Raw genomic sequence first — 14729 nt, forward strand, 5'->3', positions numbered from 1 at the left:
CGCCTGTCCGACACCTTGTGATGTTCTCCGGGGCCGTGCTGCGACGGCCCCGCCTTTTTGCTTTTGCCGACCATGACGACCGACGCCTTGCCCACCCCCGCCACCCCCCTGAAAACCATCGCCGTGCTGGGCATCGGCTTCATGGGCTTCCCCATCGCACGCCGCCTGTGCGAAGCCGGCTTCACCGTGCACGCCTGGAACCGCAGCCTGGACAAGGCTGAACGCCTGCGTCCGTTTGGCGCCACCGTCCACAGCCGCCCCGGCGACGCCGTGCGCGAGGCCGATCTGGTGATCAGCCTGCTGGAGAACGGGGTTGTGGTGGGTGACGTGCTGTTCCAGCAAGGGGCCGCGGACGCCATGCGCCCAGGCACCCTGGTGCTGGACATGGCCAGCATCAAACCGGCCGAAGCGCGTGACCACGCCGCGCGCCTGAGCGAACGCGGTGTGGCCCACCTGGATGCGCCCGTCTCGGGCGGCACCGTGGGGGCCGAGCAAGGCACCCTGGCCATCATGGCCGGTGGCCGCGCCGCCGACTTCGAGCGCGCCCTGCCCGCCCTGCAGGTGCTGGGTCGCGCCACCCATGTGGGACCGCACGGGGCCGGCCAACTGGCCAAGTTGGCGAACCAGATGATTGTGGGCATCACGATTGGTGCCGTCGCCGAAGCCCTGCTGTTCGCCGCCAAGGGCGGCGCCGACATGGCCAAGGTGCGCGAAGCCATTGGTGGCGGCTTTGCCGAAAGCCGCATCCTGCAACTGCACGGCCAACGCATGGTGGAGCGCGACTTTGCGCCACGCGCGCGCATGTCGGTGCAACTCAAAGACATGCGCAACGCACTGGACACGGCCGCCGACATTGGCTTTGATGCGCCCGTGACGGCCTTGTTCGAATCCTTGTACGCCAGCGGCATCGAGCACGGCCTGACCGACTTGGACCATTCGGGCCTCTTTGTCGAGCTGGCCAGTCGCAACGGCATGAGCTGAAGCGCCCTGGGGCAAGCCAACGCAGCAGGCGAGGAGACCGGTGACGAGGGGTTCGAATCTGAATTGACCTCAGATTTCTGAAAAAATTTCTCATAACTTGCCACAAGCCCAATTTCTTGTGCATAATAGCGGTCTTGCTGCAGCGCACTTAGCAAAGCAGCAAGAAACAAAGAGTGGGTTCTTAGCTCAGTTGGTAGAGCAGCGGACTCTTAATCCGTAGGTCGAGTGTTCGAGTCACTCAGGACCCACCACTCATTAGCCTCCAAGGCAACCCAAAGCTCGCTTCGGAAACGACAGCGGGCTTTGTTCATTTCGGGGCTCGAATCAGGCCTCACCCCGCATCCCGGCTGGCGCAACAGGCCCGGAGGCTGAACCCGAGTTCAAGACGACAGCCCCGAGGGGACAGGCCAGCCCGCAGGGCCAGCAAGCACCGCTCAACGTTTGACGCGGCTGATCTTGGTGCCTTCAATGCTGAGGCTGGCCATCAAACCCTGCTGGTCGGTGATGAAAGCATAGGCGTCGTCCTTGAGGGTCGAGGTACTGAGATTTTTGGCCACCCCTTCATTGACCGCCACCACGCTGGGCCCCACCCCCAACTCCCATCCCTTGGACTTGGCGAGGTAGGAAACGGCTTTGTCGCTCATCAAGAACACGACATAGGCATAGGACTCGGCCCCCACCTGCCAGCCCCAAGAGGCAGAAACGCTGTTGTAGAAATCGACCACCTTGCCCCCTTCAACAGCACGCCCTCACCGTAGCTGCCGCCAAAGACCAGCCCCGCCTTGACGACCTTGGGAAAGACCAAGATCGCCTTCGATTTTTTCCCCAACAGCTCGGCCGTTGGGTTGGCCTTGTAAAGCGCCTGCAGGGACTGCGCAGCGTCTTGCTCCAGATCGGCAGCCGAGGCTGCCTGCACCCCCGAGGCTGCCCCCACCACAAACAGCGCAGCGGCGCTGCTCAACAACAGGCGGCGAAAATGACGACGCACAGAGATCAGGGAATGCTCCTAGAGTTTGGCCAACTGCCAAAGCCCAGCCTAAGAGGCCCCCAGGATTCGCACTGTGCGCCAACACACGCAAAGCTGGGTACCGTCGATGCGCGCGGCAACCTCCAGCCTGCAGCCCGCGAAAAACGGAGCACGCTCATTCCCCGGCTCAGGGAGACCCTCAGACCCGCGCCAAGTGCCCCGCGTCATAGGGCTGAGCACGGTGCGCATCAAAAGCCCCGGCATGCGCCACCTGAACCTGCTGCCCTCCCATGGACTTGGCCAGGAACATGGCGTCGCTGGCGCGCTGAATGGCCGCCTGCAAATCAGGCATCGTCACCGAAGCCAGTTGACTGGGCACCCAGGCCGTGGCCACCCCCATCGAGACAGAACACCGCAGCTCAGGACCTGGCAGCCCCTGCAGGGGATTCGCCGCCACCGACTGGCAAATGTGCCGCGACACGGCCTGCGCCTCCGCCTCATCCCCGTGGGGCAGCAGGATGCAGAACTCATCCCCGCCAAATCGCCCGATCAAGTCCATGCCCCGCAGGGCACGCGCAGCCTGAGCCGTCACATGCTGCAACACCGCATCACCCAAGGCTCGGCCAAAGCGCTCGTTGAACGTGTCGAGTTGGTCGACGTCCAGCACCGCGACGGAGTAAACCGTGGCATGTTCCAACGGCTTCAAGGCGCTGTCCAAAAATGCGCTGCGGGACAAGACGCCCGTCAACTCATCGAGTTGGGAGCGGGCCTGCAGCGCTTCGCGCCGCTGCTCAAACAGCACCCACATGAAACTCAAGCTGGCCACCATGACGATCAGGTGGGCCACCCACATGGCCAAACCCTGCACCTGGGTGGCCGCCATGGGCTGCACCGCCTCGGCCCCGCCCCCAAACGCCATAACCAGCAAGCGAAACGCCACGAAAAACAAACAGACTGCGCCCAAACAAGCGATCAAGACCCAGCCTGCGACACTGGCGCGAATTTTCCTGTGGCGCGACAACACGACCAGCGCCCCGGTGGCTGCAAAAAAGAAAGACAGCGCAATTGAAACCACCGCATAGCTGCGCGGCGCAGAAGCCAAAAGCACTGCTGCAATCCCACTGACGCCCACCACGAACTGCGCCATCAAACACCCGACATGAACCGCTTGCCCCACCAGGCAGCACATGGAGCGCAGGAACAAGACGCTGCACAAGACCACCAAGGTATTGCCCAGTAAAAAACTGATCAAAAACCCCTTGTCCTGCCCCCATGACCAACACACCAAGGACAGGGCCATGGTCACCAGGGTCCAGGCCCAGGACTGCGTGGCCCGGCTGTTGATGGCAGGGACCCGCCCCACACCCCAGGTTGCCGCCGCAAACACCAGGGCCAACAACACAGCACTGAGCCCCAGCGCGCTGGGTTGCAAATTCAAAAGGGTCATTCTTCGGGAGCCAAGGCAGAGCGCATGAGGAGCCGCCAACCGGCGCCGCGCAGCGAGCCCAGTCCAGCGAAAGGCGCCGATTTCACCATAGAAAATACGGGACCGGCCTGCGTGGGGTCAAAGCAGGCTGCGGCTGCGCTCAATGACTGGGTTGCCCCGTCCCAGCTGGACTGGGCCCGCCAGCCCCAGCCAGGCCTCAAACCTGTGGCACCGCCCCCTCAGGACGAACCCCCAGGTCATACACGGCCACGCCGTGGTCAGGCTCACTGCGGATCAACCAATCGGGGTGGTTCATGGTGTTTTGCATGTCCCGCTGGCCGGCCTGCCAATGCTCCAGCACGGTGGAGCGGGAGAACTCGTAGTCCTTGGACTCTTGCTCGAAGCGGCTTTGGCGGTAAATCAAATGCACGATGTCCACATGGTCCTGCTGGCAGCGCGAGGCCAACTGCTGCACTTCGGGCGCCTGGCGCAGCGCCGCCGGCAGGCGCTGGATCAGGCTGTGGATGAGCTGGCGGTCACGCTGCACCTGGGCCGCCTGATCGGTGTTGAAGCGGGTGCGGCTGGAGTACATGATGTCCTTCTGCCTCGACAAGGCCTCGCCCAGGGTCTGCGGCAGCTCCCCTCGGGCGCTGAACAAATCGACCTGCGCCACCAGCAAGCGGCCCGGGCCTCGGTTGTCCAGCACGTACTGCAAAGGCGTGTTGGAGACGATGCCGCCGTCCCAATAGGCTTCGCCGTCGATCACCACCGGCGCAAAAGCCGGCGGCAAAGCACCGCTGGCCATGATGTGCTCAGGGCCAATGCGCTGCTGCAAGTTGTCGAAGTAGACCGAGTTGCCTGAGCGCACATGCACGGCCCCGACAGAAAGTCTGATTTTTTTCTGATTGATCAGATCGAAATCGATCAACTCCTCCAAGGTCTGACGCAGCGGCGCGGTGTCGTAATAACTGAGCGCGCCCTCACTGCCGGGCAACTGCCAGGCCGGCGGCACCAGGCGGGGCCGGTAAAAACCGTGCACCCCCACGTAGGCCGAGACCGCCGCACTGAACTGGTGAAACGCCGGACGCTGCGGGTCCAGCAGAGGAAAGATCGCACTGACATGGGAAGACACTCGCTCCCAGAAGGCACGCAGGCGTTCGACACGGCGCTCTGGCGGGTTGCCCACGATCAACGCCGCATTGATGGCGCCAATCGAGATACCCGCCACCCAATGGGGCTCGCGCGGCACCTTGGCGATTTCTTCAAACACCCCGGCCTGGTAGGCCCCCAAGGCGCCGCCGCCTTGCAAGACCAGAGCGATGTGCTCGTGGTCAAGGCGAATTTTGTGCTGAAGCTGTTGACTCACAAAGCGATCCTTTTCAACCCAAGGTGCCTGCCCGCTGCGTCGGCCAACGCGACATCTCGATTCACAGGCCCCAGGCGATGACAGTGTCGCATGATGACAAAAGGGCTGCCGAACGGCAGCCCTTTTTGGCTCAAAGGCAAGAGCGCGCGGCGCTCTCACCTGGGTGCAGGGGGAATCAGGCCGCCAGAGCGTCCTTGAGTGCCTTGCCCGGCTTGAAGCGCGGGGCCTTGGCAGCAGCCACTTCGATGGCCTCGCCGGTGCGCGGGTTGCGTGCGGTGCGGGCAGCGCGCTCGGTCACGACGAAAGAGCCGAAGCCCAGGATGTTCACGGCTTCGCCTTGTTGCAGTTGCTCGGTGATGGTCTGAATGACCGATTCCAAAGCGGCTTGGGCTTGCACCTTGCTCAGGTCGGTGTCCAGGGCCAGTTTGGCGATCAGTTCTGTTTTGTTCATGTGATTCTCAGTAAAAAAGGCCAGGAGGCCTTGGATGGTCAAGGGGCGGATTGTAGGGAAATGGCTGCGGGCTCGGAGGCTTCAGGCGGTAGAAATTGCACAGTCAGCCCACTAAACCCCGAAAAAACGCCCCCCAACCACAGATTTCAGGCTCAACGCACACCCCGCCACGGGCTCCAAGCACCTGCCAGGCCCGACAGAGGAGGCGGCCAAGCACGCCACCGCACCGGCTCGCCCATAATGATTTGCCGCGCAGACCCCGCCACGCGCCGCCTGTACACCCCACCCCGCTTCCACCGCCCCGCCAACACTGACGATGAACCCCAACGCCCACTTACTCTGGACCGCGCCCCGCTGGGCGCTGGCTGTCTTGCTCGCCGTGCTGGGCATGCTGGGCCCGTTCTCGATCGACACCTACATCCCCGCCTTCACGGGCATTGCCCAGGCCATCGGCGCCACGCCGGTGGAGATGCAGCAAACGCTTTCGGCCTATCTGCTCGGTTTTGCCTTCATGAACCTGTTCCATGGCGCGCTGGCCGACAGTTTTGGGCGCCGCCCGGTGGTGCTGTGGGGCATTGCGGTGTTCACCCTGGCCTCGGCGGGCTGCGCGCTGTCGCAAAACATTGGCCAGTTGGTGTTTTTCCGGGCCTTGCAAGGCCTGTCCACTGGCGCGGGCACGGTGGTGTCGCGGGCGGTGATCCGCGATCTGTTCGAGCCCGCCGAAGCCCAGCGCGTGATGAGCCAGGTGACCATCTTCTTTGGCGTGGCCCCTGCGATTGCACCCATCATCGGCGGCTGGCTGTTTGTGCACCTGGACTGGCACAGCATCTTCTGGTTCCTGACCGGGGTGGGGGTGCTGCTGTGGTGCGCCAACCTGCGCCTGCTGCCTGAAACCCTGCACCCCAGCGAACGCCAACCGTTCCAGGTTCGCCACCTGATGGCGGGGTACCTGCAGCTGGGTGCCAGCCCGCGCTTCTTGCTGCTCTGCCTGGCCAGCGGCGTGCCCTTCAATGGCATGTTCTTATACGTGCTGTCGGCTCCCGCCTTCCTGGGCCATCACCTGGGCCTGGCACCGACGCAGTTCTTCTGGTTCTTCCTCCTGACCATCTCCGGCATCATGGCGGGCGCCTGGTGCAGTGGGCGGCTGGCCGGCCGCATCGCCCCCAAACGCCAGATCCGGCATGGCTTTGTGATCATGCTCAGCGTCTCGGTCCTGAATTTGGCGGCCAACGCCTTGTTCCCGGCCCAGGCCTGGTGGGCCCTGCCCCCGCTGGCCATCTTTGCCTTTGGTTGGGCCCTGATGGTGCCCGTGGTCACCCTGCTGGCGCTGGACATCCACCCCGAGCGGCGCGGCATGGCCTCCTCCATGCAAGCCTTTGTGGGCTCGGCCGCCAATGGCCTGGTGGCTGGCGTGATCGCGCCGCTGGTGATGGACTCCACCTTCTTGCTGGCCCTGACCTCACTGCTGATGATGGGCCTGGGCTTGGTGGCCTGGACCTGGCTGCACCGCCGTTGGCCCGAGATTGGACAACACGCCAGCGGTGGCTGAGCGGGCCAAGGCAAGCCGCAGCACCCCAAGACACACCCAGCCCCACCAGCACAGACGAAAAAAAACGCCAGTACCGCAAGGTACCAGCATTTTTTGGGTCGGGCAGGGCTGGCTCAAGGCCAACCGCTAGCGCCACAGGGCGTGGGCCGAATCAACGGGCCGGACGCTTGCCGTGGGGCACGTAAGGACGGGGACCAGCGCCCGCCGGGGCGTGACGCGGACCACCTGCGGGCTTGCGGGCCGCAAAGTCGCCACGCGGTGCGCCGGCAAAGGCTTCGCGTTGCTCGCGGTCACGGCGCGGGGCGGCGCCCACATCACCGAAACCAGGCTTGCGGCCGTAGCCTTGGCTGTCGCGCTGGGGTTCGCGGCGACCGCCGAAGCTGTTGTCGCCTTGCCCCTGGAAGCCATCGGCACGGAAGGGACGCTGTGCGCCACGGTCGCCGCCACGGTCTTGGCCGCCGAAGCCGCCGCCGAAGCCACCACCAAAACCACCGCCGTTGCCGCCGAAGCCGCCTCGGTCACCTCGGTCGCCGCCACGCGGGCCACCGAAACCACCGCGGTCGCCACCGCCGCCGAACTTGCCGCCACGCGGACCGTAGTCACGCTCGCCGCCACGGCCACGGCCACCGAAGTCACCACGCGGAGGACGGCTGTCCTGGAAGCGTTGTTGCGGCTCCATGCCCGGGATCACTTCGGCCTTGAAGGTTTGCTTGCTGTAGCCTTCGATGTCGAAAATCTTGCGACGATCGCGGAACTCGGCAAAGGTCACAGCCAGGCCATCGCGGCCCGCACGGCCGGTGCGGCCAATGCGGTGGGTGTAATCCTCGGCCTTCATCGGCAGGCCGAAGTTGAAGACGTGGGTGATGGTGGGCACGTCAATGCCGCGGGCGGCCACATCGGTAGCCACCAGGATTTGCACCTGGCCGCTGCGCAGCGCCATCAGGCGGCGGTTGCGCAGGCCTTGGCTCAGGGCACCGTGCAGGGCGACGGCCGAGAAGCCTTCTTGTTGCAGGTCGGTGGCCAGGCCATCGCACTCCACTTGGGTGGAGGCGAACACGATGGCTTGGTCAATGCCGGTGTCACGCAGCCAGTGGTCCAGCATCTTGCGCTTGTGCTGGGCGTTGTCGGCCCAGAACAGCACTTGCTTGATGTTGGCGTGCTTTTCTTGCGGCGAATCGATCTGGATGCGCTGCGGCTCGCGCATCACGCGGGCGGCCAGTTGCTGGATGCGCGGCGCGAAGGTGGCGCTGAACATCATGGTTTGCTGGCGCTGGATGGTCAGCTGGTTGAGTTCGGCCAGGTCGTCCGAGAAACCCAGGTCCAACATGCGGTCAGCTTCGTCGACCACCAGGAATTGCACTTGCTCCAGCTTGATCTGTTGCGAGCGTTGCAGGTCCAGCAGACGGCCAGGCGTGGCCACCACCAGGTTGGCGTTTTGCAGCTTGGCGATCTGCAGTTGGTAAGGCATACCGCCCACCACGTTGGCCACACGCAGACCACGGCAGTGCTTGACCAGCTCGATGGCGTCGTGCGCCACTTGCTGAGCCAGTTCACGCGTCGGGCACAGAATCAGGGCGCCGGGGGTGGCGGCCTTGAAGTTGCGGGTGTTGGTCGGGTCCTTGCGCTTGGGGCGCTTGGGAGCGGGCTCACCACGGGCAGCCGCTTCGGCCACGGCGCGGTCGAACTCAGCGCGGGCGTCGGCTTCAGCCTGGGCTTGTTGCTGGATCAGGGTGTGCAGCACAGGCAGCAAGAAGGCGGCGGTCTTGCCGCTGCCGGTCTGGCTGGAAACCATCAGGTCGGTGTAACGGGTGACTTGGCCTTCAACGGGTGCCACCGGCAGCGCCAGCGGGATCACCTTGGATTGCACGGTGGTCGGCTCGGTGTAGCCCAGGTCGGCCACAGCTTGCACCAGCTCAGGGGCCAGGCCCAATTTGACGAAACCGTTCGGAGCGGCAGGCGCTGCGGGGGCTTCAGAGACTTCGGTGTCAGCGGCGATGTCGGCGTTGACTTCGGCTTCCACAGCGTTGTGGGCCAGCACTTGTTCAGCGGCTTGGGCCACGGCGGCGGCGGTGGAAACAGAGGATTGAGCAGGCGCGAATTCGCCCTGCACTGCAAGAGTGTCGGTCATGGTATTTTTTCTCACACGAATGCTCCGCCAGCGTGGCCGGCGGACGCTTCGTCAATGGTTAAACAACATCAACCATCAAACGAAGCCTGAGCCATCTGTTTGTCTCGAGGACGATGGCGCGGGTGGGCGTTTGCTGCGAATTTGGGCAGATTGGCTTTCGCCAACCTGGGCGTGGGCTTTTCTCAGTCAACCGAGAAAACGCCTTAACGCCTAACCACAACCGCAAGCCCTGGAGTGAAGGGAGATGCACAAATGCGCTCCATATCGAGCGCAGCCTCGGATTATGACCGGTCTAGGGTTTTCCCGCAAGCCCCTGACCGCAATAAAAGCACCGGGGCCCCCAAAACCCCGGCAACACGGGCTCAGAGCTTGATGAAGTGCTCGCGGTAATGCGCCAATTCGTCAATGGACTCATGCACATCGGCCAGCGCGGTGTGCTTTTGGGCCTTCTTGAAGCTGCTGTAGACCTCGGGCTTCCATCGCTTGGACAGCTCCTTCAAGGTGCTGACGTCCAGGTTGCGGTAATGGAAGAAAGCCTCCAGCTTGGGCATGTACTTGACCAGGAAGCGGCGGTCCTGGCCAATGGTGTTGCCGCACATGGGGGTGGTGCCCTTGGGCACATAGCGGCTCAGAAAGGCGATCAACTGGGCTTCGGCTTCGGCTTCGGTCGTCGTTGAGGCCTTGACCTTGTCGATCAGGCCGCTGCGACCGTGCGTGCCTTTGTTCCAGGCGTCCATCTTGTCGAGCTGGGCGTCGCTTTGGTGAATCACAAAGACTGGGCCCTCGACGCGGGGCTCCAAGTTGGGGCCGGTGACAACCACGGCGATTTCGATCAGGCGGTCGACCTCGGGCTCCAGGCCGGTCATTTCGCAGTCCAGCCAGACGAGGTTCTGGTCTGATTTGGTGAGAGGGGCAATGGTTTCGGACATGGGGCGCATTGTCGCCGATGGCCTAAACTCCGCCACCATGCCCCTCGACGCCGAAACCCTGTCCCCCTCGCTGCTGCTGACCGCCTTGTTTGCCCTGGCCCTGGTGGCCAGCGTGCTGATCCGCTTCTGGCTGGCGTCGCGCCAAATGCGCCATGTGGCCGAGCACCGGCAACAAGTGCCCGCCGCCTTCCAGGCCCAAATTTCTCTGGCAGCCCACCAGAAGGCCGCCGACTACACCGTGGCCAAAACGCGGGTTGGCCTGCTGGAGCTGGCCTGGGGCACGGTGGTGCTGATGGGCTGGACCTTGCTGGGCGGACTGGACGCCTTGAACCAGGCCTTGCTGGGTGCACTGGGCCCCAGCCTGTGGCAGCAACTGGCGCTGTTGGCCAGCTTCGCCGTGATTGGCGGCCTGATTGACCTGCCTTTCACCCTCTATCAAACCTTTGTCATCGAGGAGCGCTTTGGCTTCAACAAGATGACCTGGGGACTGTGGCTGGGCGACCTGCTCAAATCCAGCCTCATTGGCGCCCTGATCGGCCTGCCCCTGGCAGCCCTGATGTTGTGGCTCATGGGCAGCACCGGTCGCTACTGGTGGCTGTGGGCCTGGGGCAGCTGGATGGCCTTCAACCTGCTGTTGATGGTGATTTTTCCGACTTTCATTGCGCCCCTGTTCAACAAGTTCAAGCCCCTCGAAGACGAGACGCTGAAAACCCGCGTCAGCGCCCTGATGGCGCGCTGCGGCTTCGCCGCCAAGGGCTTGTTTGTGATGGATGGCAGCCGACGCAGCGCCCATGCCAACGCCTACTTCACTGGTTTTGGCGCGGCCAAGCGCGTGGTGTTTTACGACACCTTGCTGGCCAAGCTCTCGCCGGGCGAGGTGGACGCGGTGCTGGCCCACGAACTGGGACACTTCAAGCACAAGCACATCGTCAAACGCATCGTGGGCTTGTTTGCCATGTCGCTGGCGGGCTTTGCCTTGCTGGGCTGGGCGTCGGGCCAGATCTGGTTCTACACGGGCCTGGGCGTTCGCCCCTCGCTCAACGGCTCCAACGATGCCTTGGCCCTGCTGCTGTTCATGCTGGCGGTGCCGGTGTTCAGCTTCTTCATTTCGCCGCTGTTCGCGCAGTTGTCGCGCCGCCATGAGTTCGAAGCCGACGCCTACGCCGTGGCCCAGACCAGCGGGGCCGAACTGTCCAGCGCCCTGCTCAAGCTTTACGAGGACAATGCGTCCACCCTGACCCCGGATCCGGTGTTCGTGAAGTTCTATTACTCCCACCCGCCGGCCTCCGAGCGGCTGGCCCGCATGGCGGGCTGAACGCGCGCCACTGAATGCACCGCCTACAACCCCACGCCTGCCTGATCTCATGAGCTCAATGCTGAAGAAAAAAGACTGGTCCCAACTGCCACGCCGCGCCCTGAGCGCCACCGAGGTGGTGACCCGCCTGTCCGCCCTGACGGGCTGGCAGCTCCATGGCGATGGTGCCGACATCGCCATCGAAAAGACCTACACCTTTGCCAATTACCACGAGACCATTTCTTTCGTGAACGCCGTGGCCTTCATTGCCAACGCGCAAGACCACCACCCCGACCTGTCGGTGCACTACAGCCGCTGCGTCGTGCGCTTCAACACGCACGACGTCAAAGGCCTGTCTGAAACGGATTTTGAATGCGCGACCCAAATCGACGCCCTGCTCGCATGAGCGCGGCCAAGGCCTCCCGTGAGTGACCGCCGCACCCTGAACGAAGGCCTGGTGGTGGCCAGCCACGGGCGCCACTGCGTGGTCGAGAGCCCCGATGGCGTGCGCCGGATCTGCCACCCGCGCGGCAAGAAAAGCCAGGCCGTGGTCGGTGACCGGGTGAGCTGGCTGTCTGCCACCCCAGGCCAAGGCGAGGAAGGCACGATCGAGAAAGTGCTGCCGCGCAAGAACCTGTTCTACCGGCAAGACGAAATCCGCACCAAGTCCTTTGCAGCCAACCTGGACCAGGTGCTGATCCTGGTGGCGGCCGAGCCGGAGTTCTCGGCCAGCCAGCTGTCGCGGGCACTGATCGCTGCCGAGGCCGAGCACATCACTCCCATCATTGGCCTGAACAAGGCCGATCTGGTGGACAACTTTGCGCGCGCCTGGGGCCGCCTGGCGCCTTACCGGCACATGGGCTACCAGGTCATGCCGCTGTCGCTGAAGGCCGAGGGCACCCGCGACCATGCGCTCTTGCTGGAGCTGCTGCGCGGCAAGAACACCCTGGTGCTGGGGCCATCCGGCGCGGGCAAGAGCACACTGATCAACCTGCTGGTGCCCGGCGCCCTGGCCGAGACGCGGGAGATCTCCCAGGCCCTGAATTCTGGCAAGCACACCACCACCAGCACCTCTTGGTACTGGGTGGACGCGGAACGCCACACCGGGCTGATCGACTCACCTGGCTTCCAGGAATTTGGTCTGCACCACATCGACCCGGCTCAACTGGCCGCCTACATGCTCGACCTCAAGCCCCATGTGGCGCAGTGCAAGTTCTACAACTGCACCCACCTGCACGAGCCGGGTTGCGGGGTGATGGTCGCTGTCAGTGCCGAGGACCGGCCCGACGCCATCAGCGAGCAGCGCTACCGGATCTACGGCGACTTGTTCGCCGAACTCAGCCAAAGCCGCTACTGAACGCGCGCCCGGTGCAGGGTCTGCGCCGGGCATGCCGCCTTCAGACGGGCAGCGCCAGCAGCTCCCGCACGGCGTCGACCAAGGCCTGGCACTGGTCGGGCGTGCCCACCGAGATGCGCAGGAACTGCTCGATGCGAGGCAGCCGGAAGTGGCGCACCAGCACCGCGCGCTCACGCAATCCTGCAGCCAAGGCCGCCGCATCGCGCTGCGGGTGGCGCGCAAAAATGAAATTGGTCTGCGAAGGCAGCACCTCAAAGCCCAGGTCTTCCAGCTGCAGGCTCAAGCCCTCTCGGCTGTGGATCACGGCCTGGCGGCAACGGTCAAAGTAGGCCTGGTCCTCGTAGGCGGCCTGCGCCCCCACCTGGGCCAGCTTGTCCAGCGGGTAGGAGTTGAAGCTGTTCTTGATGCGCTCCAGCGCTTCAACCAAGTGACGCTGGCCCATGGCCACGCCCACACGCAGCCCGGCCAGGGAGCGCGATTTGGACAGGGTGTGCACGACCAGCAAATTGGGGTAGTGCTCGATCAAGGGAACGGCACTTTGGCCGCCGAAGTCCACATAGGCCTCATCCACCAGAACGACCCGGTTGGGGTGCTGGCGTAACAGCTGCTCGATGTCGCTCAAGGGCAGTCCGATGCCAGTGGGGGCATTGGGGTTGGCCACCACCACGCCTGCCACCGCCTCGGCCGAGGGCTCCTGCAAATCAGCCACCTGCAGGCGCAGACCCTCGCGCAGCGGAACAGTCTTCGCCGGGATGCCGTACAGGCCGCAGTAGACCGCGTAGAAGCTGTAGGTGATGTCGGGCATCAGCAAAGGCAAACCTTGCTGGAAAAAGGCCTGGAAGGCATGGGCCAGCACCTCGTCTGAGCCGTTGCCGACAAACACCTCACCCAGCTGCAAACCGTGATGGGCCGCGATGGTGCGGCGCAGCTCGGTGGACTCGGGGTCGGGGTAGCGCTCCAGGCCGGTGCGCAGCGCGGCCTCCAAGGTCTTCAACACCCATGGCGACGGCGGGTAGGGGTTCTCATTGGTGTTGAGCTTGACCAGGTTCGCCACGCGGGGCTGCTCGCCGGGCACATAGGGCTTGAGCGTGCCCACCACGGGGCTCCAAAAAGAAGAGGTCATGCGGCCAAGATCCTGAGCAGGCCTGTGTCCCCGGCCCGGCTGGGGTGCCCCCCCCCGGGGGCACAACGAGAGGAATGAAAGAGTGTGCTGCGGCTCGTCACCCGGACGCCGCCGCCGCGGGATCAGCCCAGCAAGCGCGCCAGGGTGAGCAAGGCCAGCAAGACCATCCAAACCACGACCGAGCGCCACACCAAGCCCACGATCTGGGCCAGATGCGCCACCTCCGGCTCGCGCCCCGAGGTGCTGGCGCTGTCAGCCGATTCGGCGTCGGCCTCACCCGAGGTGAAGTCGGGCAGCAAGGTTGGGGGAGCCGCGACCTTCAGGGCTTCGCCCCCCAGCCGCACGTTGACCGCCCCAGCCGTGGCGGCCAGGACCACGCCGTCGTTGTCGTTGGGAAAGCGCTGCGCCTGGTAGCGCCAGCCATCGATGGCCTCTTCAAAGTTACCGACCACCGCAAAGACCAGGGCGGTCAAGCGTGCCGGCAGCCAGTCGATCACGGTCCAGGCGGCAGCAGCGGCTTGTTGCAGCGCCGCGCTCACCGGCTGCTGACCCGCGCGGTTGCGGTAACGCCAATACCGCGACACGAACTCACCCAAGCGGTACAGCACGGCACCCGCCGGTCCCAGCCCCAAAGCAGCCAGCACCGAGTACCAGGCCAACACGCCAAACACATGACGGTGCGCAGCCAGCACCGAGTACTCAATCACATGGCGCACGATCTCACTGCGCGGCAACTCGCTGGCGTCCACCTGCTGCCACTCGGCCAGCAACTCACGCGCGCGGTTTTCATCGCCGTCTTCCAGGGCGTCGCGAATGTCCGTGAAATGGTGGCTGAACTGGCGAAAGCCCAGGGTGACGTACAACACCGCCACGTTCCACAGCATGGCCACGGGCCAGCCCACCGACCACCACAGCAACCAATGGATGCCCAGCGCCACCAAGGCGGGGAACACCACCGCCAGGCCCCAGGTCACCCAGCCGTGCTGAGGTTTGCCAGCGTCAAAATTGCGGCTGGCGGTGCGGGCCCAGGCGCGCAAACCCGCATGAATGGGGTTCCCAGCGCCCAAAGGCCGGGCCTGCTCGATCAGCAAGGCCAACAAGATGGCAAAAAAGCTCATGGGCCGATGATACCGGGGCCATCACGGCTTGCGAGCCGCC

Annotated in this window: 13 protein-coding genes and 1 tRNA gene; 6 read left to right on the top strand and 8 right to left on the bottom strand. The window is 64.4% G+C overall.

The window, feature by feature from the left end:
* The first annotated feature begins 72 nt into the window (after positions 1-72).
* Both PSQ39_RS13510 and PSQ39_RS13515 read left to right on the top strand, forming a co-directional pair.
* Positions 73-981 (top strand): NAD(P)-dependent oxidoreductase, encoded by a 909-nt coding sequence (locus PSQ39_RS13510; protein ID WP_273927334.1) that lies wholly within the window; start codon positions 73-75, stop codon positions 979-981.
* A gap of 175 nt (positions 982-1156) precedes the next feature.
* Positions 1157-1232, top strand: a tRNA-Lys gene (locus PSQ39_RS13515).
* A 183-nt stretch (positions 1233-1415) separates the two neighbouring features.
* On the opposite strand, the gene PSQ39_RS13520 is transcribed toward PSQ39_RS13515, so the two are convergent.
* The 4 genes from PSQ39_RS13520 to PSQ39_RS13535 all read right to left on the bottom strand — a co-directional run bounded on the left by PSQ39_RS13520 (position 1416) and on the right by PSQ39_RS13535 (position 5215).
* Positions 1416-1706: a lipid-binding SYLF domain-containing protein gene (locus PSQ39_RS13520; protein ID WP_273927335.1), complete on the bottom strand. Its 291-nt coding sequence runs from the start codon at positions 1704-1706 to the stop codon at positions 1416-1418.
* Between the two features lie 441 nt (positions 1707-2147).
* Positions 2148-3395: a GGDEF domain-containing protein gene (locus tag PSQ39_RS13525; RefSeq protein WP_273927336.1), complete on the bottom strand. Its 1248-nt coding sequence runs from the start codon at positions 3393-3395 to the stop codon at positions 2148-2150.
* Positions 3396-3591: 196 nt separating this feature from the next.
* Positions 3592-4740: a patatin-like phospholipase family protein gene (locus PSQ39_RS13530; protein WP_273927337.1), complete on the bottom strand. Its 1149-nt coding sequence runs from the start codon at positions 4738-4740 to the stop codon at positions 3592-3594.
* A gap of 175 nt (positions 4741-4915) precedes the next feature.
* Entirely contained in the window at positions 4916-5215 is a 300-nt protein-coding gene (locus PSQ39_RS13535; protein ID WP_273927488.1) for an HU family DNA-binding protein, read from the bottom strand.
* A gap of 292 nt (positions 5216-5507) precedes the next feature.
* Here PSQ39_RS13535 and PSQ39_RS13540 point away from each other — a divergent pair, with 292 nt between their 5' ends.
* Positions 5508-6740: a multidrug effflux MFS transporter gene (locus tag PSQ39_RS13540; protein WP_273927338.1), complete on the top strand. Its 1233-nt coding sequence runs from the start codon at positions 5508-5510 to the stop codon at positions 6738-6740.
* Between the two features lie 151 nt (positions 6741-6891).
* Here the strand turns inward: PSQ39_RS13540 and PSQ39_RS13545 are convergent, their stop codons facing one another.
* Together PSQ39_RS13545 and orn are read right to left on the bottom strand one after the other, a co-directional pair.
* A complete protein-coding gene (locus PSQ39_RS13545) occupies positions 6892-8868 on the bottom strand; it encodes a DEAD/DEAH box helicase (protein WP_273927339.1) in 1977 nt (658 codons plus the stop codon).
* Positions 8869-9230: 362 nt separating this feature from the next.
* The gene (gene orn / locus PSQ39_RS13550) at positions 9231-9797 is read right to left on the bottom strand and encodes an oligoribonuclease (protein WP_273927340.1); all 567 of its coding nucleotides are present in this window, start codon (positions 9795-9797) and stop codon (positions 9231-9233) included.
* A 37-nt stretch (positions 9798-9834) separates the two neighbouring features.
* Here orn and PSQ39_RS13555 point away from each other — a divergent pair, with 37 nt between their 5' ends.
* From PSQ39_RS13555 to rsgA, 3 genes are read left to right on the top strand one after another with little or no spacing between them, the layout of a single operon-like run.
* A complete protein-coding gene (locus tag PSQ39_RS13555) occupies positions 9835-11112 on the top strand; it encodes a M48 family metallopeptidase (protein ID WP_273927341.1) in 1278 nt (425 codons plus the stop codon).
* Positions 11113-11161: 49 nt separating this feature from the next.
* Entirely contained in the window at positions 11162-11497 is a 336-nt protein-coding gene (locus PSQ39_RS13560; protein WP_273927342.1) for a 4a-hydroxytetrahydrobiopterin dehydratase, read from the top strand.
* An 18-nt stretch (positions 11498-11515) separates the two neighbouring features.
* Positions 11516-12448: a ribosome small subunit-dependent GTPase A gene (rsgA, locus tag PSQ39_RS13565; protein WP_273927343.1), complete on the top strand. Its 933-nt coding sequence runs from the start codon at positions 11516-11518 to the stop codon at positions 12446-12448.
* Between the two features lie 40 nt (positions 12449-12488).
* Here rsgA and hisC read toward each other — a convergent pair whose 3' ends face one another.
* Together hisC and PSQ39_RS13575 are read right to left on the bottom strand one after the other, a co-directional pair.
* Complete coding sequence (hisC, locus tag PSQ39_RS13570; RefSeq protein WP_273927344.1) at positions 12489-13571, bottom strand: histidinol-phosphate transaminase; 1083 nt, start codon at positions 13569-13571, stop codon at positions 12489-12491.
* 122 nt (positions 13572-13693) lie between these two features.
* Positions 13694-14689 (bottom strand): CobD/CbiB family protein, encoded by a 996-nt coding sequence (locus tag PSQ39_RS13575; RefSeq protein ID WP_273927345.1) that lies wholly within the window; start codon positions 14687-14689, stop codon positions 13694-13696.
* Between the last annotated feature and the right edge of the window lie 40 nt (positions 14690-14729).

It is taken from the genome of Curvibacter microcysteis (assembly GCF_028649455.1).
GTDB lineage: Bacteria > Pseudomonadota > Gammaproteobacteria > Burkholderiales > Burkholderiaceae_C > Curvibacter > Curvibacter microcysteis.